Here is a 23119-nt window from a genome sequence, read left to right as displayed (position 1 = left end):
CATGTAGCGAGAGGTACAAGGTTCTAATACCTATCAGAATTAATTTAGAATCTGGCACCATAAAGCAAAATTAGTGATTCTAAAAGCGAAAAATCTTACCTAACAAATAGCCTTCCAAATATATTGGAAGGCTAACTAATTTTTTTACAATTTTTATATAGTCATTCCGAAATAAGGCGTTTTTCCTTCATCACATAAACCCGATTCAAAATAAGCGCTCCTATCATTTGAATAACGGTTTTCACAATAACTTGCCCTACAATAGCAGCTGGTACTGCCTCCCATGGAAGAAAATTCGCTCCAAGCGGACTTAACCCAATCACAACAAAAATGACTGAATCTAGGAATCCTCCAACAATACCACTATAGAATACACGCCAAGCCATTGGGAGTTTCAATCTTGTGTAAATTTCTGTGTCAGCTGTTTCAGCGACAACAAATGAAATTGCTGAAGCAAGCACAATTAATAGAGTATCCCCCAACATAAACGAAGCTAATGCGGAAAATCCTAATGCTACAAAAATGAAAATATACGTCTTTGCTCTACCGTATTTGTTTTGTACGAGATCTCGGAAGATGAAAGTAGCTCCTATTAATAGCGTTCCCATAGGGACGATAAACGCTCCGAATTGTAATGGCGCAAATGCTGCCGTTACCACGTTAGCGGTGACAATTGATATTAAATAAAATAATATTCTCATGATGTTACTCCTTTAGTAAAATTAAATGCAGTTTGACGGGCTGACCACTATACGCCTCTTTTATTTCCCCAAACAAGGGCGTGCAGCTGAGGCAATACTTTGACATCTCTTAATTCTTCATCCTCAATCACCCAGTCGATCAGCTCTTGGTATTTCTCTAATAAATGGCTGATTAGCTGTGGGTTGTCAGTTGTCTTGATATCATCATTACCGACCTGGAGATAAAAAGGGGTTGTCGGGTAACGAAGGTGAACTTTCTTGGCATATTCGTAATCCTCTTTATTGAAAACGACTATTTTGAGGGATATATGCTGCTCGCTACTTCGATTGTTAAGCTTTTCGATGATATCCGAAAGCACAGAAAAGTCAGTGATCATTCCAGAACTGGGAGGCTTTGGTGAAATCGTCAGTTCATCGATATCATACAGCCACTCCTGCCATCTGCTTCCCTGTGTCTCCACTCCGATCTTTATGTCGTTTTCCTTTAAAACAGCAATAAGTGCATCCAAGTTTCGAAGGAGTGCCGGATTTCCACCCGAAAGCGTGACAAAAGAAAAACCACAGCCTCCAAGCCGTACTAACTCAGACCAAATCTCTTCTGCAGTCATTTGGACAACAAGATGCTTACCACTACCGTCCCATGTAAACGAGGAATCACACCAGGAACAGGAATAATCACAGCCTGCAGTCCGCACAAACATTGTCTTCTGGCCCACTACCATTCCCTCGCCTTGAATCGTCGGTCCAAAAATCTCCATAATGGGTATCTTACTCAACTTCCATCCACTCCCGTCTTGCTTCAGCATAGCTTGTCGGAGTTTCATACAACCTGATAAATTCTACACGTGCCCCATTATATCGTTGCTCACCAAGCAAATGCTCAGCCAACTTTGCGTAAATCCAGACAACAATATTCTCTGCCGTCGTATTCATCGTTGGAAGGGTTTCATTCAAATAACGATGATCCAAATATATCTCTATCTTTTGTTTCCATATTTCTTTTATATCGCCAAAATCAATCATCAAACCGCGGTCATCCGTGTATCCACTCAATCCTAATACGGCACGATACGTATGGCCGTGCAGATTTTTACATTTCCCCTCATAATTATGTAAATGGTGGGCAGCATCGAAGGTAAATTCCTTGCTCACGAGAACACGCTTTGAATGATACTTTAATTGACTACTTTGAATATCTTCATCTATTTTTTGAAGCTTATCGACTATTCTAAAATCAGTCATGTCTTAGGACCCCTTCTTGAAGCTAAAATACTCATCAAGTCCTCTTTTTCTCAGCTTACACGCTGGGCATTCCCCACAGCCATCAGCTATAACTCCGTTATAACAGGTCAACGTTTTCTCTCGGACAAACTCCAGCGCTCCAAGCTGATCGGCAAGCTCCCATGTTTGCGCTTTGTTCAACCACATGAGTGGTGTATCAAGCACAAAGGTAGTATCCATAGAAAGATTTAACGTTACGTTTAAAGATTTAATAAAAATATCACGGCAATCCGGATAGCCACTAAAATCAGTTTCACACACACCAGTTACGATATGCTTTGCTCCAACCTGACTTGCTAAAACGCCAGCAAAAGATAGAAAGAGCAAATTTCGACCAGGCACAAAAGTCGACGGCAATCCACCATCTTCTCCGTCCTCAACTTTTATGTCATCTCGTGTCAATGCATTCGGTGCAAGCTGATTTAAAAGCGACATATCCAATATGTGATGCTTTACACCCAGCTCCTTAGTTATTTCCTTGGCACATTCTATTTCAAGACTATGTCTTTGACCATAATCGAACGTCACTGCCTCAATCTCTTTAAAACGTTCCTTTGCCCAAAACAGACAGGTCGTGCTATCCTGTCCTCCACTAAATACGATAATTGCTTTTTCATTCTTCAACCAAATAAACTCCCTTATAACGACAAAACAGCACCCTAAGAAGGAGTGCTGTTGTCTTCTTAGTTTTTTAAAGATTGTCTAGCTCCAGCGCCTAGCCCCTCGAGTCGCTTCAGGTTTTCAGTAAAGGCACAAAGACGCCTTTACGTGAAATCCTTCCAGCGCTTTTCGGGGCTTGCATAGGCTCTTTCGCTTTTCTTTAGAGGGTAGCTAAATTAACCTCTTATTAAATTTTAGCGATTATCAATTTTTTCTGGATAAAGATCATGGTTCATCAAACGGAAATCCGCCATTTCTACATATTTAGTGCCTGGTCTTCCATAGTTACACCAAGGATCAATGGAAATACCACCACGTGGAGTAAATTTCCCCCATACCTCAATATATCTTGGGTCTAGTAATTCAATTAAATCGTTCATGATGATGTTCACACAGTCTTCATGGAAATCACCGTGATTTCTAAAGCTGAACAAATACAATTTTAACGACTTACTTTCTACAATTTTTTTATCCGGTATATATGAGATATACATCGTCGCAAAATCTGGCTGATTTGTAATTGGGCATAAACTTGTGAATTCCGGGCAGTTAAACTTAACAAAATAGTCTCGAGTAGAATGTAAGTTATCCACTGACTCCAATACCTCAGGTGCATAATCAAATGAATATTTCGTGCCTTGGTTACCTAACAGCGTTAAATCCTTCAAACCTTCATCATGATTTCTTCCAGACATAATAAAAAAACCTCCTAAAAAAATGTTTCCCAACACTTTCCAAAGAGGCTTCAAAAACCAATCTATGCAAACAAAAGGATAAAAACAAAAAAGCCACGTCCACATTATATGGACATGGCGAATAGTCATGTATCCATAGTTTTTTATAGAGGGTATCAGCTATGAACCTCTCCCGGTCAAGTACGGGTACTAAATCATAATATAGAATATTGACCAAAACGTCAAATAGGCATTCTAGTCAAATGAACATTCAAATCTTTTATTAAGAGATTCAAAACTTTTTTTATAATATCATGCATAAACTCTAACTAGATTGACTATATTGTTAATAGAATACGAGATTAAAGGAGGAGCAGAAATGAAACATTCAATTTACTTACCAGAACAATTACCAGAAACAACAGAAGAATTATTAAAGCTTATATTGCAAACTATTTTAGCCTAGGAGAGATTTAGATTATCAACGAGACTCGGAAACATAGAAAAGTAGATACCTCTACTTATGTGGAGATATCTACTTTTTGTTATATTCATTCCCAGCTTGTCCAATAAGCATCTCCATTACCTTCATGATGTACCTTCAAATATTCTTTCCATGTAATTTCCTTCTCCAAACTGTTTATACTACAATACTACGTTCCGACTGATTTAAAATAAAATCCTCCATCAACCTCCTACACTCTGAGCATCTCCGTAATTCATTTTCCATAAATACTTTCACCTAGATACTGTGTATAATATTTTACTTAGTTCAAATCTGCTCGTACATACAAAATTAAAGCTCTCCTCTTCCTTATCTTATATAGCACAAAGACCATTACCTTCTACTAATACTCCATTAGAAATAACTATCTGATCTGAATCATTTAAGAATTGAGTAGCCGTTTTTGTTATAATGTAATCTGTAATTTTCAAGCACCAAAATTTCTTTCTACTAAATAATGTATCAGGATCGTTAAGATTTTAGCTCAACAGTTTAAAAACATAACAATCTGTAAATTCCAATCATTTGCATTTTCTAGCTGATCATTACTACAAAATCAGCTATGATATAGATATAAACTAAAATTAGGGTGGTACATAATGAAAAAATTAGTCCATGTTGTTGGTGCAATTATTGAAAATGATCAGAATGAAATATTTTGTGCGCTAAGAAGTCCTTTAATGTCACTTCCTAACCTTTGGGAGTTTCCTGGTGGAAAAATTGAACCTGGAGAAACACCTGAACAAACATTACTTCGCGAAATTAAAGAAGAATTTGATTGTACAATTGAGGTTGGGCAAAAGGTTGAAGATACTACATATGAATATGAAAATTTTATCGTTCGACTAGAAACCTATAAAGCAAAACTAATAGAAGGTACACCTATTGCAGCAGAGCATGCCGACATGAGATGGGTAACTCGGGAAAACTTACATACACTCAATTTTGCTGCTGCGGATATTCCTGCAGTTGAAAAATTAACAAAGGAAAAATATAGTTTGGAAAATTTGAAATGAAATGATGTGATTTAAATGGATCAGCTGATTCGCAAAATGAAGAGTTCATTACATAAAGGTTTTATTGATCAAAGTAATCCTGTATCCGGACAGTTTAAGCCTAAGTTGCTATCAAATAAAGCTCATGAAAATGTTTTATCTACACTTCTTCAAGAACTGAAAACATGCGAAACCTTCACTTTTTCTGTAGCCTTTATTACCGAGGGTGGTCTAGCAACTTTAAAAACTATGCTATACGACTTGCAACTAAAAGGAATCAAAGGAAGAATTTTAACATCTACTTTTTTAAATTTTAATCAACCTAAAATGTTTAAAGAACTATTAAAACTAGAAAATGTGGAAGTCCGTCTAACTGGCGTTAAAGGCTTCCACTCAAAAGGATATATATTCGAACATACAGACTATTATTCTTTAATAGTCGGAAGCTCTAACCTAACGGATAGTGCTTTAAAAGCTAACTATGAATGGAATGTGTATTTAACTTCTTTAGAAGACGGAGAAATCATCCATCACTTCAAAAATCAATTTGAAGAGGCTTGGAACGAGGCCATCCCTTTAACCATTGAGTGGATTAATAACTACAATTTAAATTATGAACAGCAGCCCTTCGTTAAACAGACAACCTCGAATATTTTTCAAGTGAACACAGAGTATCTAACAAACCAATTAGCCGATAGTCTAGCTATTCAGCCAAATAAAATGCAAATTGATGCGCTGAAACAGTTAAAAACTCTTCGTGAAACTGGCGCTAATAAGGGCTTAATTATTTCTGCTACTGGTACAGGAAAAACATATTTATCTGCTTTTGATGTACGTAACTTCGCCCCTAAAAAGATGCTTTTCGTTGTCCATAGAGAACAAATTCTAAAAAAGGCTCTTCAAGATTACCGAAAAATATTAGGTGGTCATGAAGATGAATATGGAATTCTTTCAGGTAATTCAAAAGATACAAGTGCAAGATACTTATTTGCCACAGTTCAAACTCTATCTTCTCAACGCCATTTACAACAGTTCGCTAAAGATGAATTCGACTATATTTTAATAGATGAAGTACATCGTGCAGGTGCAGATTCTTACCTCAATATTATTAATTACTTTGAACCTAATTTCTTACTTGGAATGACAGCTACTCCGGAACGCACCGACAGCTTTAACATCTTTGAACTCTTTGATTACAATATTGCTTATGAAATTCGCCTACAGGCTGCTCTTGAAGAAGAAATGCTTTGTCCATTTCATTACTTTGGTGTGACAGATTATGAGAGGAATGGGGAAATAATTGATGATACATCTACTTTACAGCATCTTGTATCACATGAACGTGTCCATCATATTCTCGAAAAAATTAATTACTATGGCTATTCAGGAAAGCGAGTAAGAGGTTTAATCTTCTGTAGTTCTAAACAAGAAACATATGCTCTATCGGCGATTTTAAATACCCAAGGTTTAAAAACAGTCGCACTTACAGGTGATAATTCACAACCTGAAAGAGAAGATGCTATTCGTAAATTAGAGCAATACGAACTCGATTATATTTTAACAGTCGATATTTTTAATGAAGGTATTGATATTCCGTTTTTAAACCAAATCATCATGCTTCGCCAAACACAATCAAGTATAATATTCATTCAGCAATTGGGACGTGGACTACGCAAGCATAATGAAAAAGATTATGTAACTATTATTGATTTCATTGGAAATTATAAAAATAATTATTTAATCCCCATTGCTCTTTCTGGCGACCAATCCATGAACAAGGATAATGTCCGCCGTAGAACCGTAAACACTGATTATATACAAGGAGTTTCAACAATAAATTTTGAAGAAATTGCTAAGAAACGTATTTTTGAGGCGATTAATAACACAAATCTATCTACTTTAAAAACATTGAAAGATTCCTATGTGGAAGTGAAAAATCGTCTTGGAAGAATACCAACTATGTACGATTTCATTGAACAGAATTCACTAGACCCAGAAGTTATCACTAGTTACTCAGAAAATTACTATGCATTTCTGAAGAAAATGAAGGAAGAAATGCCATCACTAACTGAGTATGAAATAGCTATTTTATCAATGCTTTCTAAAGAAGTTTTAAATGGGAAAAGAATTCATGAAGTTCTTTTAGTGGATTCTTTACTCCAAAACAATTCAATTAGTAAAGATGAGTATGTAGTTAAACTAAAAAAGTTTGGCACATATACAGAAGATGAAACTCTTGAGTCAGTCGAAAATATATTTGCATTAAAGTTCCATGTTACTAATGATCAAAAAAAATTCGGTTCTAAGCCCATTATCGAGTTGAATAATAACAGATATCAATTTAATAGTGAAATTCAAACAAGTTTGCGTGACCCATTCTACAGAACATTTATAGAAGATATAGTTACCTGCGCTCATAATAAAAACAAACAATATGACCCGACACGGCCACTAACTCTATACAAAAAATACTCACGGAGAGATGCTTGTCGTTTATTAAATTGGGAAAAGGATGATTCCTCCACTATGTATGGTTATCGCGTAAAGCATGGTACTTGTCCAGTTTTCGTAACCTATCACAAAAAAGACGAGGTGGATTCGAGCGTAGCATATGGCGATGAATTTTTAGCACCAGATTTATTTCGATGGTTTACACGTAGTAAACTAACATTAGATTCTAAGGAGGTTAAAGCAATTTTAGGAGCAAAAGAAACGAATTTAGACATTCACTTATTCACAAAAAAAGATGACGGTGAGGGCTTCGATTTTTATTATATCGGTACAACTTCTGTTGCCGAAAACAGCCCTAAAGAAGAAGTGATGTTTGACAAAAATGGGAAACAGATTCCGGTTGTTACAATGAACATGATTCTTGAACAACCCGTTCAGTACGATATATATCATTATTTAGTGGAGGAATAAAAAAAGATAGGAAGTATCTTCACCTGTAATTATTACTGTGAAGATACTTTTTATCACTAAATATTACTTATTACTTTTTGAAGTTATAGAACAAGTGAGGATTTTTCAAAACTTATCTAATGACCGTTTTGGGAAGATCCGAAAGTTTCTACTTCCTGAAGTGTCAAAAGAATGAGTTTTGGCGTGATTCGAAATATTTCCCGGGAAATCGACAATTTTCATAAAAACTAAAAATGAGTCTGGTGCAGTATCTAACTCATTTTTAGTATGCTTCCCGATATAATTACGGTATCTAACTTTGAATGGTCTCTCCAAGCTTTTGTTAGGGTTATCGTGTTAGTATGAAGATTAAAATCGTTTTTCTTTTCGAGAATTTACAATTTCATTTGCCATATCAAGAAATTTTGAAACATTATTGTTCGAATTACCTTTTTCTTGTAATGATACAAGTTCATTATCAATTTCCGTTAAAGATTTATTTATATAGTGAGATATGTACTTGTTTATTAGATTATTTTTGGTATTTTTTTTAGTTGTTAGATGTATTTTTTGACCTATATAGTTTTGTAGATCACTAACTGTTTGGAAGATTTCTTTGGAGTTAAGAATATCTTGAATTTGCAAAAGCTTGGTATATTTTTCAGGGTAATCATCTTTAATATCTTCTAAAAATGCTATCGGCAAAATTTTAGTTGCTTTAACTTTGCTTTTCCCATTTGGTACTGAGTTATCTAACTCTTGTAACAAATCTAAAATATTTTTCAGATAATTATCTTGTTTAAGTTTCAATACATCGATTACTTCCTTGAACTCTCTATCTCCATAGCTTAGATTTAACTTTAATATATCAAGTAGCAATAATTTTGAGGAAGTATTCAATTTAGACCCACCCTTTTTAAGAACTCATCCCCTACCTGATAGAACTCCTGTGTAAAATTTTCACGTACCCTTGTTGACAAAAACATAGGCTTTCCTTCGCGAATACCATTTACAAATGCTTTAGATTCTCTCACCTCGTTATCGAAGACGTACCATCCTTTTTCATTTGCAAAGGCCATTACTTCTTGTTTAGAAACTCGATTTTCTGGAGGATCATTTTTTTCCACGTTATTAAATATGATCCCTGCAATATTTATTTCATATTCACCAGCATAATCATGATTAAACTCTTCAATACTACTTGCCAATAACGGCAATCCAATTATCGCTAATTTTTCTAGTTTTACAGGAATAATTAATGAGTCACTTGCGAGGTAACTTGCAACAGATAAAATTGAATCAGTAGGGGGACAATCAATTAAAATAAGGTCATAACTATTTTTGTAATCTGTTAAGAATCTTCTCAGTTTATGTTCCTTGGTTGAGGGGTTTTTTAATGTTTTTGATAGCTCTACTCTTGCTGGTACTAAATGAATCAAACCATCGTCAATCCATTCATAATATACCTCATGAATTATTTCATTCGAAACAATGTTACTATTTTCAAATATATCCACAACCGATTGTTTATTGTTCCTTAAAAATTGTCTATATCCGTCATCCCCCATAAAAGTTTGGGTCAAATTTGATTGAGGGTCAAGGTCTATGACAAGCACCTTATAAAACTTTTTATAAGCCGCATAACAAGCCAAATTGTACGTTAGGGTAGTTTTCCCTACGCCACCCTTCATATTTAACATGGAAACAACTTTTGACATTCTTCCTCTCCTGTCTCATCGAAGTACTTATTTTCCCCTTGTATAAACATATGATTTTCCACCCCATTTATGAACCAATATATATCAGTATTCTTCTCATAAAAACCAAGCATATTTGCAAGGCTGTATGATTAATGACCTTATGTAAGAATCAAACATAAAAGATTTAACATTCGTGTTAGTTGGTATCTAACACAGAGTGGAATTTTAGATAATAGAATTAGCTAGTGAGGATGAAGCCCTCTTTGTGGAACAGATAATTATGGAACAACTGCCTTCCTGACCGTTTTACTGTACAAATTTTTCACATTATGAAACATTTATACTGTAACTTTTAATAATTGTTAGTTTATTTTAAAATACAGTTGAAGTGTTCTGTGTTAGTTATGAAATTACCAGTTGAGCAGTAACCCTCAGTACTTGAACATAAAATACACTATTATAGAAGGTAGGAATTATTAATGACTAATAAAGTACAATTAGGTTCTTCAGAAGTCTTTGCAAATCCGATTGGTTTAGGTACTAATGCAGTTGGTGGACATAATTTATACCCAAATTTAGATGAACAAGTAGGGAAACAATTAGTAAAAACTGCGATTGAATCAGGTATTCAATTAATCGATACAGCTTTACTTTATGGTCCATTCCGCTCAGAACAATTAATCGGTGAGGTAATAAAGGAAATGGGCTGCCGTGAGCAAGTTGTACTTGCCACAAAAATCGGACCAAAATTCGTTGACGAAAAAATGTTAATAGACAATTCAGCTGACTTTTTACGTAGTGAGGTAGATGCTGCATTACAACGTCTTCAAACGGACTATATCGACTTAATGTATCTACATTATCCAGATGAAGTAACGCCAAAAGATGAAGCTATTGGAGTTTTAAAGGAATTAAAAGATGCAGGGAAAATCAGAGCCATCGGGGTATCAAATTTCTCACCAGATCAATTAAAAGAAGCAAATAAAGATGGCTATGTGGATGTTTTCCAAGGCCAATATAACTTATTGGAACGTGGTGCAGAACAAGCCTATTTACCATACACACGTGAGCATAATATTTCTTTCATCCCATATTTCCCGCTAGCTTCAGGAATTCTAGCTGGAAAATATAATAAGGAATATGTATTCCACGACCTACGTGCAAACATGCCTCATTTCCAAGGTGAAGCATTTGTAGCCAATCTAGAAAAAGTAGAGCAAGTACGTAAAATCGCGGATGCAAAAGGCGAAGAAGTTGCGCATGTAGTCTTAGCTTGGTATTTAGCACAGGACGGAATTGATTTCATTATTCCTGGTGCAAAACGTGCAGATCAAGTCCAAAGCAACTTAAAAACATTAGATGTACGTTTGACTGCTGAGGAGATTCAAGCTATTAGCTCTATTTTTCAGTGATAGGTACCAGAAAGATGGCAGGCTCTAAAACAACTCAAAATTATCACCAAGTCAATAGCATTTCTAATAGCTTTATTTAGAGTTTTTTCATCCATAACATTACCCCCTGTATGTCTCTATCATGCACTAGCTGCACTAGATAGCTCCTTAAAAAATAAACCTTGAATGGTAAATAGCCATTCAAGGTTCTGCTAATTCTCTTCATCATTCAGCTTAGGATTACATATTTTATTAACTAGTTCAACTAATTCCTCTTTAGATAACTCTTTACTCATTTTTTCCACCTTCCCATAATTACTGCCCTTTCTTTCCAAAATGATAAGCAGGTCTAAAATATTTTGGTGCATTTTTGGTGAAGTAATCATTAAATTATCAAGATTATAAACTTCCCCACCCTTGTCTAAACACAACCCCTCAGCACAATTTCCACTTGAACTAAGGGCTTCATTGGAGTTTAATATCGAAACATCAAACCTATTTTAGAAACTACTATTCAGATTCGGCTCGGAGTTATGTCTAACATAAGGGCGGTTTTTAAACAAATCTACGTCTAGTATTTTCATAGGCATCCCTTGAAATACCTGTTTACTCTATTATTGGAAATCTCCCTTTAAAACCTAATCCCCTAAACAATAAGCAAAGGCAAACAACATTTCCTACTTTAACTGCTTCAATTATTAGGTCTTAGTCTCAAAGCTATATTATTACCTGCCTCTACTACTTTACTGGTTAAGAATGCGAGACGTTCTTCCGTTAGATTGAAACTGACGACACCAACGCTGACTGCACCAATGACTTGGCCCAAACTGTCTTTGATGGATACCGCGATAGAAGATGTACCTTCTGTTCGTTCAGAATGGCTAGTTGCATAGCCTTGTTTTGTAATTTGTTCGAGTGTTTGTAGAAACTCTGGCATTTTGTCGGGCGGTAATAGCTGCGACAAAATACTTTCGGATTGAGGTCTAGGCATAGCAGCAAGCATCGCCTTATTGGCTGCACCAATATGCATGGGAATACGCAACCCAAGTTGATCGTAAATTCGGATTGGGTTATTTTCGCTATCAATTCTTTCTACAATCATCGCTTCTGTACCAATTGGCTTGCTTAAATAGACACTCTCCTCTACCTCTCTTGATAAGCGTTCCAGCTCGGGTCTGATTTTGCTGACATAGTCTATTGTATCGTACACTTTTAAACCATACTCTAACCAAACTACACCGAGGCGGTACAACTTTGATTGTTCATCTTGCTCGACCATGCTGTGTTTAATCATAGCTTGTAATAATCTATGCATCGTGCTAAGTGGGAGCTCGCATTGTTTAGAAAGCTCGGATATACTAATTCCTTTTTCATTGGTATTATTCGCCAAAACTTTAGCAACAGTCATCGCACGGGTAATAGATTGCATGTATGTTCCACCTTTTTTAAATTAATCTAAAATATTGTCATTTGAGTATTCAAAATATATTGACATTATATCACGAAACACCTATATTTTAAATATAATATTTCCGTTATACGGAAAGTTTTTCCGATATGCGGAAAAAGGGGGATAAAAGTGGCTTATAACTCATCCATGTATAAAAATTTAGAGCGAGTAATTGTAAAGCATCCGAACCATGCTTTTATTAGTCAAGAACATTTATCGGATCAATGGAAAATATTCAATTATCTAGAAGAACCAAATTTTGATGAAGCGGTGCGTGAATATAAAAATTTCATTGAAATTTTAGAGAAGCATGTACCGCAAATCGACTATCTTCCAGCATCGGACGAAGTAGGTTTAGATTCTATCTATGCGCATGACCCGGTGAAATTTACACCAGCTGGTGCAATTGTTTTAAAATCAGGGAAGAAATTAAGACAGCCAGAAGCTGCTGCTTATAAAGAGTATCTCAAAGAAAAAGAGATTCCTATCATTGGAGAATTAACTGGAGAAGCAGTATCAGATGGCGGAGATATCATCTGGTTAGATGATAAAACAATCGTTGTCGGCCGAGGATACCGTACAAACGACGAAGCAATTCGCCAACTCAAAGAAATAACAGCTCCGTTTGTAGATGAGTTCATCGTAGTACAGCTTCCGCACGATCAAGGAGAAGCTGAATGCTTACATTTGATGTCTTTTATAAGCATGGTGGATAAAGACTTAGCGGTGGTGCATTCACCATTGATGCCCGTATTCTTCCGTCAGTTACTGATAAAGCGTGGTATTCAATTAGTAGAGGTACTAAAAGCAGAATACGATAATCTTGGATGTAATGTATTAGCGCTTGCACCGCGTGTTTGTGTAATAGTCGAGGGAAATGAATTGACAAAACAACAATTGCTCGATGCAGGAGCAACAGTTTATGAATACAAAGGACGAGAAATCAGTGTATTAGGTACTGGTGGTCCAACATGTCTAACAAGTCCAGTCATTAGAATTTAAGGGGGAAATAAATTGAGTAAATTTAAAAAAGTAATCGCAAAAATACCAGGTAAAAGCTATATAGAAGGATTAACAACTTCAGCTCTTGGAAAACCGGATTATGAAAAACTATTAGTTCAGCATAAAGCATATGTGGAAGCATTAAAAAAATGCGGAGTTGAAGTAACGCTACTATCTGCAAGTGAAGAGTTTCCGGATTCGACGTTTGTAGAGGATGCTGCCGTGCTAACATCAGAATTTGCCGTAATTACAAATCCCGGCGCGGAATCTCGAAATGGTGAAACTGTCGAAATTGAAAGCGTTTTAAAAGATTTTTATAAAAAATTTCATTACATTAAATCACCTGGAACACTTGATGGGGGGGATATTTTACAAGCAGATAATAGGTTTTATATCGGAATTTCTGATCGCACAAATGAAGAGGGAGCACGTCAGTTAAAAGAAATTCTAGAAAGTGAAGGATTTGAAGCAACAATCATCCCGTTACAAAAGTTCTTTCATTTGAAAACAGGTATCGCTTATTTAGGAAACAATAAAATGGTAGTTGCAGGTGAATTCGTTGATCACCCTGCATTTGATTCTTACGAAAAAATTGTTATATCTGATGAGGATGAATACTCAGCAAACTGTATTCGCGTAAATGATTATGTAATTATTCCTGAAGGATATAGCGAAACAAAACGCAAAATTAAAGAAGCAGGCTATGAAACTATTGAGTTGGATATGTCAGAGGTTCGCAAACAAGACGGCGGTCTAAGTTGCCTATCATTGAGATTTTAACTAAAAAATTCAAGATTAGTATTTTTCAGAGTCATTATGGATGCCTGGCACCCATAATGATCTCGCAATAATAGAAAAACAGTGAAGTAGCGTTGGTTTAGTTAAATAGATTGTATGGGGGAGGGAATATTTTTGTCTAATATTGGGGATTCAACACAACAACATCTATTAAATCGCTCGATGAAAAGCCGGCACTTATTCATGCTATCACTTGGTGGAGTAATTGGGACTGGATTATTTTTAAACGCAGGTTATACGATTAATCAGGCTGGTCCTGGAGGAGCTATTCTTGGTTACTTATTCGGTGGTTTGATCTTGTATATGGTAATGGTATGTCTTGGAGAACTTGCTGTTTATATGCCGGTAACCGGTTCTTTTCAGACTTATGCAACCCGTTTTATTAGTCCATCTGCAGGATTTTCACTTGGATGGATGTATTTTGTAGGTTCTGCTGCTACGGCTGGGGTAGAGTTTACGGCTGCTGGAATACTTATGCAGCATTGGTTCCCAGATGTTCCAATCTGGATATGGTGTGCGATTTTCATGGTTTTATTATTCGTTTTGAATGCGCTTACAACAAAAGCTTTTGCTGAGGCAGAATTTTGGTTTGCAGGTATTAAGGTTGTTGCGGTAGTTCTATTTATTATCATTGGGGCTGCAGCGATTTTTGGAATTATACCGTTGGAAGAGAGAGTGACACCTTTTGCAACTAATTTGGCACCTGCAGGGTTGTTCCCGGCTGGGATTGTTATAGTTTTTGTGACAATGATGAATGTTATCTTCTCCTACCAAGGTTCAGAGTTAGTCGGTATTGCAGCGGGAGAAACAGAAAACCCAGAAAAGAACATTCCAAAAGCTATTCGAACTATTATTATTAGAATCGTCGTGTTTTATATTGCATCTATTATTGTATTATCAGCTATTTTCCCAGCATCTGAACTCGGATTGCTTGAAAGTCCGTTCGTTACTTTAATGAATTTAGCTGGAATACCGTATGCTGGTAGTATTATGAATTTTGTTATTTTAACTGCTATTTTGTCTGTTGGGAATTCATGTTTGTATGCATCCACACGTTTATTATGGTCGATGGCTAAAGAAGGTATGGCGCCTAAAGTGTTTGGTCGTCTATCTAAACAAAAAGTTCCACTTAACGCTTTACTATTCACGATGGCTTTCTCTTTATTATCCTTATTGACAAGTGTAATGGAGGCGGATACAGTTTTCGTATTGTTAATGTCGATTGCCGGAATTTCTGTCACGATCTCATGGATGGGAATTGCAGCTTCCCAATTAATGTTCCGTCGTCAATATGTGAAGAATGGTGGTCAACTTGAAGACTTGGGTTATAAAGTTCGTTTCTATCCGTTTATTCCGCTATTTTGTATTGCGTTTTGTTTACTGATATTAGTATTTTTAGCGTTTGATCCGACACAGCGAGTTGGTCTGTATTATGGGGTAGGCTTTTTCATCGCTTGTATGCTTTTTTATAAATTTAGATTAGAGAAGAAAAACAAACAAGCAGCTGTAGTAAGTAATAAAGTCATTCAGGAGAGTTAAAAGTAAATTTATCTGAATGTTTAGGATACTTTTATTTGTGTCAGAAATAAAGGAGAAATTAAAATGAGTCAATTATTATGGGGTTCACCACAATCACTAAGAGCACTGTTATGCGAACTTGTTAGTTGGGATAGTATTACATTAACAGAAGGCGAAACTACTTTTGCTCCCAGAGTATTGGATAAGTTGAGAGAATTGAAGTATTATCAGGAACACCCGAGCCATCTACAGTTGCATGATGCAGGACTGGGACGCCATGCAGTTACTGCATTGTATAAACACTCCGATGCATTGGAAACAGTTGTATTAATCAGCCATTTTGATACCGTTCAAACGGAGGAGTATGGAGCCTTGCAACCACTCGCTTATTTCCCAGAGGAGCTTACGCAGAAGTTAATGGAAAATCCCGGTGATTTACCAGAATCGGCTCGTATCGATTTAGAAACTGGAAAGTATTTATTTGGTCGAGGCACGATGGACATGAAAATGGGTCTAGCGCTTCATATGCAATTACTAGAAAAAGCGAGTGTCGAGGAATGGCCAATCAATCTAGTGTTGACTACTGTTCCAGATGAGGAAGTGAATTCTGCTGGAATGCGTGCAGCGGTAACTCAGTTAGTACGTCTTCGTGAGGAATTTGGGTTAACTTACAAGTTGTTTTTGAATAGTGAACCATCCTTTTCTCAAAACCCTACAGATATTGCAGAGTATATTTATTCGGGAACTATTGGCAAAATTATGCCTGCTGCTTTATTTTATGGAAAAGAGACGCATGTTGGGGAGCCGATGAAAGGAATGACGGCGAACTATATTGCATCCTATTTGACGCAGCGTATGGAGTGGAATCCTTTATTCCGTGAGACGGATCTTGGGGAAAGTACCCCTCTTCCAGTCTCTTTGCAGCAAAAGGATTTGAAGATATCTTATTCGACCCAAACCCCTTATCGTGCTGTGTCGTTGTATAATGTATTTTTATTTAAACGTACTGCAGCAGAAGTAATGGATCTTTTTGAACAAGTTGCAACCAAGGCGATGGATGCTCTAAATGCCGATTATCAGGAAATTTGCCAACGTGAGGAAGTAAAAGGCGTAGGCACAGTCAAAGTACTTCGTTATGAACAACTGCTTGCATATGCAAATCAAAAGCTAGGAGCAGAGGAAGTAGAACGTTTGAAACAAGAAGCCCTTGTACAGGATGATTGGGATGATCGGGAAAAATCATTGAGAATTGTTGATAATTTAATGATTCAATGCCAAGAACTGGCACCTGCGACAGTCATTCTATTTGCACCTCCCTACTACCCAGCTGTTAATACTTCCAATGACCCGCTTATTATAGAAGCGGTCGAGTTGATGAAGGAATCGGCTCAATCGTTTGAGAATAAAATTGACCAAATCCACTATTTTAATGGGATATGTGATTTAAGCTACTTGAACTATGAAGATGATGGCAATGGCTGGACTGCATTCGAAAACAATACGCCCGTTTGGGGAGACAAGTATAGTATTCCATTTGAAGATATGGCAAAGCTAAAAGGTCCCGTATTAAATGTGGGTCCATTCGGTAAAGATGCACACCAAAGAACAGAAAGACTACATGTAGACAGTGCATTCGTCGAAATGCCTGTCATGCTAGAAACTCTATTGAAAAGTTTATGTTAATAGTAAAAATGACTCCAGAACTTGTATCTGGGGTCACTTTTTGGTTGTTACAGAACTATTACTGGTGCCAGGCGCCTAGGATACTTCTGACTCTAGTAAATATAATTTATTGGTTACTCCTCCTGCCTCCACTACTCCCTTTCTGCCACTTTTATACAAATTCCCCTATGAATCTTCTGAATATTCTTTAAAGAAGTATTGTATATTCCACATTCTTTCGTTACTATTAATTTATTAAAATTATTATTAGGAGAGGTATATATTGGGAGTTATTACAATGCATTTTCTATTTAATCTTTCCTTATTAATGATTTTATTTTTTATTTTTTTTCTATTAAATAAGAGAGTCGGTAGTATCCATTTACACAAACGAGCAAGCTTATTTTATTTTGTTTTCTCGTTAATACTTTGTTCTCTATTTACTTATCCCATACAAAGTGGGTATGTTCTAGATTTGAGAATAATTCCTTTTTTATTGGGAGGTCTCTATTTGAGGTTCAGTCCTATACTAGGATTTTTGGTGATTTTCTTTCGTGCATTCCATGGAATAGACGTTGGATTCTTTATAGCAGTTGCATTTTATACCGTGTTTAGTTTTTTTATTTGGTATATTTCTCCTTGGTTTTTAAAACTCACTGCTAATATACGAATACTTGTTTCCACCGGTATTACTTTACTGATAAGTTTCGCCATCCTAACCATCGCATTAAACAAGGTATCTCCTGACCAATTGTTAGACATATTCATCACTTACCTAATAGTCCCACCACTTGGGGTTGCCATGATTTCTTCCCTCATTGAAATAAGAGAAAAGAATCAACAGTTGCAACAACAGTTAATAATCGAAGAAAAGCTGGCTGCAGTCGAACAAATGGGGGCTGCAATATCTCATGAAATTAGAAATCCATTAACTACAGCAATTGGATTTATTGAACTCCTCGACCAAGATTCTCTTGATCATAATAAAAGAATAAAATATCTCTCCATTATAAAAGATGAATTAGATTCTGCAGAAAGTGTCATACAAGATTACTTAACCTTTTCTAAACCAATTATTGAATCAATAGAAGAATTAGATATTCAGAAAGAACTAACACATATTTTAAAATTGCTAAATCCTCTAGCTAACTATCATTCAGTAAAGGTTTCGACTGATTTTTCTACCTATGGAACGATCCAAGGAGACAAATCCAAATTCCACCAATGCTTCGTTAATATAATACGAAATTCAATCGAATCAATGCCTTATGGTGGTGTATTATTGATCAAAACGATTGCTACTCAGAACAAGATAATTATTTCTATACAAGATACTGGAACAGGATTGAGTAAAGAACAAATTAAACGTATAGGAGAACCACATTATTCTACGAATGGACCCAAGGGAACTGGTCTCAGCATGATGGTTGCTTACAGTATATTACGTGCTATGAAAGGAACAATTGAAGTTCAAAGTGAGATTGGCAAAGGCACCCTCTCTCAATTTCATTTCAAGCTGCATAAAACTAAGATAAAGAGAAGATGAATCTTTTTTGCATAAAATAGTATTGGAGGAATAATGTCTTGGAGTTAACAGTATATTTCTTTTTCAACTTATCCTTGTTAATCGTATTACTATTTTCAGCAGTTTTATGGGCAGAAAAGTCGAAAAGGTTTGGATCTTACCAAGCTATTTTCATCATCTACTTAATAGTTAGTTTAATACTCTGTTTTGTATTTACTTATCAACTAGAAGGCATGAATGTCGTTTTTGATTTACGAAAAATTCCGTTCATTATCGGCAGTTTGTATATGGGTTTAGGTCCTTTTTTGGCTGCATTCATTATGCTCGTAAGAGGTTTTTTGGGAATTGATTATGGATTTTGGATGACCGTCCTTTATTATGGAGGACTAGCTTTTCTTTTTTGGCGAATCTCTCCATGGTTTTTAAAACGCTCTTCCAAGCAGCGAATTCTTTTTTCCATCGGCGTTACATTTCTGTTCAGTTTTGCCCAAACTTTTTCGTTTGGAATTTGGCACTTACCTCACAGTAGTTCCAAGGTTTTGTTTGTTTTTTTAGTCATTCAACCAATTGGAGTCGGAATTATTTCTTATATTATTGAAGAAATTTTTATGAATATTCAATTGCGCCAACGCACTATGAAATCCAAACGTTTAGAGGCTGTTGAACGAATGGGTGCAGCTATTAGTCATGAAATTCGTAACCCGTTGACAGCAGCAATTGGTTTTGTTCAACTTTTGCAAAATGATGCTATTTCAAAAGAAAACCATAATCAATACATCTCCATTATTAAAAACGAGCTGAAATCTGCTGAAAGAGTCATTCAAGAATATTTGAATTTCTCTAATCCTGAAATTAAATCGATGGAACCCCTAGTTCTTCAGGAAGAACTAAAACAAGTAGTTCAATTGCTACAACCATTGGCAAAGCGAAATTCGGTCAAAATTGTTTCTAACTTTTCACAGGTAGAGGAGATTGAAGGAGACAAACAAAAATTTCATCAATGCCTTGTAAATATTATGAAAAATGCAATAGAAGCAATGCCAAAGGGAGGTATATTAACGGTTGAAACGGAGAGCACACCAACAACTGTAAGCATTCTCATTAAAGATACTGGTTCAGGTATGACACTTGAACAAGTGAACCGTTTAGGTGAGCCTTATTATTCAACAAAAGGAAGCAAGGGTACAGGTCTCGGCGTTATGGTAGTGTATAGTATCGTACGTGCTATGAATGGTACAATTCATGTAGAAAGTGAAATTGGAGAAGGAACGACATTTAAATTCACATTCCCTTCCTTATCACCTACTTTTATAGAACCGTTAGAATCAAAGGAAACTGAGAAGGAACTTGTTATGAGTTGATAAGCACTAAGAACTTATAATAGAAATAGACTTGTCTAATTTCGATTACAAGTCTATTTTAAGTGTTAAAATGTCTGTTTAGATTTCCTACGTGCCAAACAAATATTAACGCCGGGCACCATATTCTTTTTTGATTCTCGAAATTTTATAAATTTGATTGCTTACTGGCATCGCTTTAAAACGATTATAAAACATCGGGAGAACGAAACCCACATAATCATCTAAAAACTTGTTGTCCATTCTTTCTTCTATTAGCACTCTATACTTCACCAAAGCACTTACAATCAATTTTTCATTTGGTTCAGACATACTAATAGTCTCTATATGTTGAATCGATCGAGTCTTTGACCGCAAAATTTTTTCTACTTTTTTTTCATAATCTTTCGTATTTTTTACTTCCACTAACATATTTACTACCGTTATTACTTCAATCATTTGAATCCTCCATGCGTGAGTATCTGATACCCTTTACTAATGGTAGCATATTGTATCACCAGTAAAATGTATAGAGAAAACTACAATGCTTTAGCATTACTTAATAATTAATAACTGAAGTTTTCACGAGTAATTAGCTATAGTAACGTCCTTTCGATTTCATAACATCCCTATCTCTATTCATAAAGTATTCCACCCCTGTTATTTCTTTTCTACTAGTGAAACAATATAACTAGACTAATTCTTTTTTTCACCCAATCTGATTGAAAGCTGTTTTGGAAAATAATAAATAAATGTTGTTTTTTAAATACACAACCTTTGTTCGGAGGGAATCTAGAGCGCTTTCCATTTGTTGAAGCACTAGCTTATAACTAGCAGTAGAAACAAGGAATTGTTGGAGTAATGGCAGATGGCATTCCTTATATACCCCTTAAACCAGTTAATACTGCATCCATGATGATTTTAATCATTACTTAAAGACCTTCTTTCATAAGTTCACGGTCTAATGCAAAGTAGCTCATTGAATAAAAAAAATAAAAAAACGCCCAGTGGGCGTTTTTATCTCAACATTCTTCAAGTAAAAGAATTGCACATTTCTTTTTTAACGATTGTTTTTATTATTCCCTGTTAATTTCTTAGTAGCGTTTTCAGTTGCATCAACAGTGTTCATTGCTATATTTTCTGTAGCCTCTAAAGCATTATGCGCTGTTTCAAATGCAGAGCCTGCTGTGTTTTTGATGCTCTTTGCGACACTATTGTTATTTCTTTGATTTTGATTATTTCCTTGATTAGTCATAAATTCACCTCCTAAATACAGGAATAGGATGTGTATTATGTTGATAATTATTCGGACTACTTCTCACTTTAAATATAGTAGTCATCAAATTTATTACCAAAGTTGTTTTATTTTTTAAATATCAGTTTGAACATTCTCTAAATGGAGAGTTTCTTTTCATAAAATAATGAATTAAATTGCATGTGAAATTTAAAAGTTCCTACTTTTTGATATGTCGAAGGAAAGCGTTGAGACATGATTCGAAATATTTCCCGGGAAATCGACAATTTTCATAAAAAAAACGATTTAAAGTTATAAACTCAGTTTACGGGATCAATGAATTTCCTCTACCTTGTGATCCCTTCTAAATTGCTCAATTTAACTCAAGAAGTGTCGAAGAAAGTGAAGATTAATTTTTTCTGATACAATGGTAATTATCTCGTTTCACTTATTGCAAATATAAGTGGCTTACTGATACCAACAATAATACGTCCAATGAGGTGAAATAAAAATATATGGATTACATTCGTAATTACATTCGTAACCTACTTTTAAAATTTGACATGGATTTTACCTTAGCCGGGTATCTTTCTTATATTATTATATTTCTTTTTATAATACTTATCTGTATTGTGGCCAATTTTATCACTAAAAAGGTAGTAATCAGGTTAATCTCTAATGTCGTGAAAAAAACTAAATTCAGATGGGATGATATGCTTTTAGAAAGAAAGGTTTTTCATAAGCTATCACATATAGTCCCAGCAATTATTATTTACTACCTTGCTTCCGTCTTTCCAGAATCCTTTGAAGATTTAATCCAAAAGATTGCAATTGCATATTTAATAATTATGGGGCTAGTAATTATTAGTAGCGCTTTAAATGCTATGAATGATATTTATCAAACCTATCAAGTATCTAGGATCAAGCCTATTAAAGGATATATTCAGGTCGTTAAAATTGTTATCATAACGCTTGGGGTCATCCTGCTGATTGCGAACATGATAGGGCAGAGCCCAATTATTCTTCTAAGTGGAATTGGTGCTCTCTCTGCCGTATTCATGTTGGTTTTTAAAGATTCGTTATTGGGCCTTGTTGCGGGGATTCAGTTGTCGACCAATGATATGGTTCAGGTTGGTGACTGGATTGAAATGCCTAAGTATGGGGCAGACGGAGACATTATTGATATCTCCCTAAACACAGTAAAGGTACAAAACTTTGATAAAACGATTACGATGATTCCAAGTTATGCCCTAATATCCGATTCTTTTATAAATTGGCGAGGGATGCAAAACTCTGGAGGACGACGGATCAAGCGTTCATTATTTATTGATAAGAACAGTATTTCATTTTGTACGGAAGAAATGATTAATAACTTTAAAAGTATCCACTATCTTTCGGAATATATAACCAATAGAGAAAGTGAAATTGCAGAATTCAATTTAAGAAACAAAATTAATCACAGCAATCGTGTGAATGGAAGGGCTCTTACGAACATCGGTGTATTTAGAGCGTATATTAGCAACTATCTTCGTCATCATCCTGGTATCAATCAGGAAATGACCTTAATGGTTAGACAGTTAGCTCCAACCGAGAACGGGTTACCACTAGAAATATATGCATTTACCAATGATACACAATGGGCTGTGTATGAAACGGTTCAAGCCGATATTTTTGATCACCTACTTGCCGTAGCACCTGAGTTTGGAATTCAAGTTTTCCAGAATCCAACCGGAAACGATTTTAAAAAGATCGCAGATATATGAGTTAAATAAACTCTTAAATTAA

Annotated in this window: 20 protein-coding genes, 1 pseudogene and 1 riboswitch; of the genes and pseudogenes, 10 read left to right on the top strand and 11 right to left on the bottom strand. The window is 35.5% G+C overall.

Annotation, left to right across the window (positions count from 1 at the left end; all coding sequences use genetic code 11):
- Nucleotides 1-161: 161 nt before the first annotated feature.
- From ACIQX2_RS05785 to queF, 5 genes are all read right to left on the bottom strand, one after another.
- Nucleotides 162-701, bottom strand: a complete 540-nt coding sequence (locus ACIQX2_RS05785; protein ID WP_402847700.1) for a VUT family protein — start codon at nucleotides 699-701, stop codon at nucleotides 162-164.
- 47 nt (nucleotides 702-748) lie between these two features.
- Nucleotides 749-1477 (bottom strand): 7-carboxy-7-deazaguanine synthase QueE, encoded by a 729-nt coding sequence (gene queE, locus ACIQX2_RS05780; protein ID WP_402847699.1) that lies wholly within the window; start codon nucleotides 1475-1477, stop codon nucleotides 749-751.
- The gene (queD, locus tag ACIQX2_RS05775; RefSeq protein ID WP_402847698.1) at nucleotides 1470-1943 is read right to left on the bottom strand and encodes a 6-carboxytetrahydropterin synthase QueD; all 474 of its coding nucleotides are present in this window, start codon (nucleotides 1941-1943) and stop codon (nucleotides 1470-1472) included. The genes queE and queD overlap by 8 nt, the downstream gene beginning before the upstream one ends.
- 3 nt (nucleotides 1944-1946) lie before the next feature.
- Nucleotides 1947-2606, bottom strand: coding sequence for a 7-cyano-7-deazaguanine synthase QueC (gene queC, locus ACIQX2_RS05770; RefSeq protein ID WP_402847697.1), 660 nt, complete (start codon nucleotides 2604-2606; stop codon nucleotides 1947-1949).
- Nucleotides 2607-2836: 230 nt separating this feature from the next.
- Entirely contained in the window at nucleotides 2837-3337 is a 501-nt protein-coding gene (gene queF / locus ACIQX2_RS05765; RefSeq protein ID WP_402847696.1) for a preQ(1) synthase, read from the bottom strand.
- Between the two features lie 129 nt (nucleotides 3338-3466).
- Nucleotides 3467-3513, bottom strand: a riboswitch (PreQ1 riboswitch).
- Nucleotides 3514-4420: 907 nt separating this feature from the next.
- Between queF and ACIQX2_RS05760 the strand changes: the two genes are divergently transcribed.
- Nucleotides 4421-4837: a (deoxy)nucleoside triphosphate pyrophosphohydrolase gene (locus tag ACIQX2_RS05760; protein ID WP_402847695.1), complete on the top strand. Its 417-nt coding sequence runs from the start codon at nucleotides 4421-4423 to the stop codon at nucleotides 4835-4837.
- Nucleotides 4838-4852: 15 nt separating this feature from the next.
- A complete protein-coding gene (locus tag ACIQX2_RS05755) occupies nucleotides 4853-7738 on the top strand; it encodes a DEAD/DEAH box helicase (protein ID WP_402847694.1) in 2886 nt (961 codons plus the stop codon).
- A gap of 348 nt (nucleotides 7739-8086) precedes the next feature.
- Here ACIQX2_RS05755 and ACIQX2_RS05750 read toward each other — a convergent pair whose 3' ends face one another.
- Both ACIQX2_RS05750 and ACIQX2_RS05745 read right to left on the bottom strand, forming a co-directional pair.
- Nucleotides 8087-8617 carry a hypothetical protein gene (locus ACIQX2_RS05750; protein WP_402847693.1) on the bottom strand — a complete coding sequence of 177 codons (531 nt, stop codon included), beginning with the start codon at nucleotides 8615-8617 and terminating at the stop codon, nucleotides 8087-8089.
- Nucleotides 8614-9435, bottom strand: coding sequence for a ParA family protein (locus ACIQX2_RS05745; protein WP_402847692.1), 822 nt, complete (start codon nucleotides 9433-9435; stop codon nucleotides 8614-8616). The genes ACIQX2_RS05750 and ACIQX2_RS05745 overlap by 4 nt, the downstream gene beginning before the upstream one ends.
- A 461-nt stretch (nucleotides 9436-9896) precedes the next feature.
- On the opposite strand from ACIQX2_RS05745, the gene ACIQX2_RS05740 reads away from it, so the two are divergent.
- Nucleotides 9897-10829 carry an aldo/keto reductase gene (locus tag ACIQX2_RS05740; RefSeq protein ID WP_402847691.1) on the top strand — a complete coding sequence of 311 codons (933 nt, stop codon included), beginning with the start codon at nucleotides 9897-9899 and terminating at the stop codon, nucleotides 10827-10829.
- A gap of 294 nt (nucleotides 10830-11123) precedes the next feature.
- Here ACIQX2_RS05740 and ACIQX2_RS05735 read toward each other — a convergent pair.
- Together ACIQX2_RS05735 and ACIQX2_RS05730 are read right to left on the bottom strand one after the other, a co-directional pair.
- Nucleotides 11124-11233, bottom strand: a pseudogene (locus tag ACIQX2_RS05735) (colicin); the annotation flags it as partial.
- Between the two features lie 266 nt (nucleotides 11234-11499).
- Nucleotides 11500-12237 carry an IclR family transcriptional regulator gene (locus ACIQX2_RS05730; RefSeq protein WP_402847690.1) on the bottom strand — a complete coding sequence of 246 codons (738 nt, stop codon included), beginning with the start codon at nucleotides 12235-12237 and terminating at the stop codon, nucleotides 11500-11502.
- 168 nt (nucleotides 12238-12405) lie between these two features.
- Between ACIQX2_RS05730 and ACIQX2_RS05725 the strand changes: the two genes are divergently transcribed.
- From ACIQX2_RS05725 to ACIQX2_RS05700, 6 genes are all read left to right on the top strand, one after another.
- Nucleotides 12406-13260, top strand: coding sequence for a dimethylarginine dimethylaminohydrolase family protein (locus ACIQX2_RS05725; RefSeq protein ID WP_402849095.1), 855 nt, complete (start codon nucleotides 12406-12408; stop codon nucleotides 13258-13260).
- 12 nt (nucleotides 13261-13272) lie between these two features.
- Nucleotides 13273-14040, top strand: coding sequence for a dimethylarginine dimethylaminohydrolase family protein (locus ACIQX2_RS05720; RefSeq protein WP_402847689.1), 768 nt, complete (start codon nucleotides 13273-13275; stop codon nucleotides 14038-14040).
- Nucleotides 14041-14220: 180 nt separating this feature from the next.
- Entirely contained in the window at nucleotides 14221-15597 is a 1377-nt protein-coding gene (locus ACIQX2_RS05715) for an amino acid permease (protein ID WP_402849092.1), read from the top strand.
- A 63-nt stretch (nucleotides 15598-15660) separates the two neighbouring features.
- The gene (locus ACIQX2_RS05710; RefSeq protein ID WP_402847688.1) at nucleotides 15661-17259 is read left to right on the top strand and encodes a M20/M25/M40 family metallo-hydrolase; all 1599 of its coding nucleotides are present in this window, start codon (nucleotides 15661-15663) and stop codon (nucleotides 17257-17259) included.
- A gap of 490 nt (nucleotides 17260-17749) precedes the next feature.
- Nucleotides 17750-18784 (top strand): ATP-binding protein, encoded by a 1035-nt coding sequence (locus ACIQX2_RS05705; protein ID WP_402847687.1) that lies wholly within the window; start codon nucleotides 17750-17752, stop codon nucleotides 18782-18784.
- Between the two features lie 38 nt (nucleotides 18785-18822).
- Nucleotides 18823-20124 carry an ATP-binding protein gene (locus ACIQX2_RS05700; protein WP_402847686.1) on the top strand — a complete coding sequence of 434 codons (1302 nt, stop codon included), beginning with the start codon at nucleotides 18823-18825 and terminating at the stop codon, nucleotides 20122-20124.
- 105 nt (nucleotides 20125-20229) lie between these two features.
- Here ACIQX2_RS05700 and ACIQX2_RS05695 read toward each other — a convergent pair whose 3' ends face one another.
- Nucleotides 20230-20559, bottom strand: a complete 330-nt coding sequence (locus tag ACIQX2_RS05695; RefSeq protein ID WP_402847685.1) for a hypothetical protein — start codon at nucleotides 20557-20559, stop codon at nucleotides 20230-20232.
- Nucleotides 20560-21160: 601 nt separating this feature from the next.
- Nucleotides 21161-21355, bottom strand: a complete 195-nt coding sequence (locus tag ACIQX2_RS05690; protein WP_402847684.1) for a hypothetical protein — start codon at nucleotides 21353-21355, stop codon at nucleotides 21161-21163.
- Nucleotides 21356-21849: 494 nt separating this feature from the next.
- Here ACIQX2_RS05690 and ACIQX2_RS05685 point away from each other — a divergent pair, with 494 nt between their 5' ends.
- Nucleotides 21850-23097, top strand: a complete 1248-nt coding sequence (locus ACIQX2_RS05685; protein ID WP_402847683.1) for a mechanosensitive ion channel family protein — start codon at nucleotides 21850-21852, stop codon at nucleotides 23095-23097.
- The last annotated feature ends 22 nt before the right edge of the window (nucleotides 23098-23119 follow it).

It is taken from the genome of Psychrobacillus sp. NPDC096623 (assembly GCF_044762655.1).
In the GTDB taxonomy this organism is placed as follows: domain Bacteria; phylum Bacillota; class Bacilli; order Bacillales_A; family Planococcaceae; genus Psychrobacillus.
The sequence above is the reverse complement of the archived record's forward strand: the minus strand, read 5'-3'. Positions and strand labels throughout refer to the sequence as shown.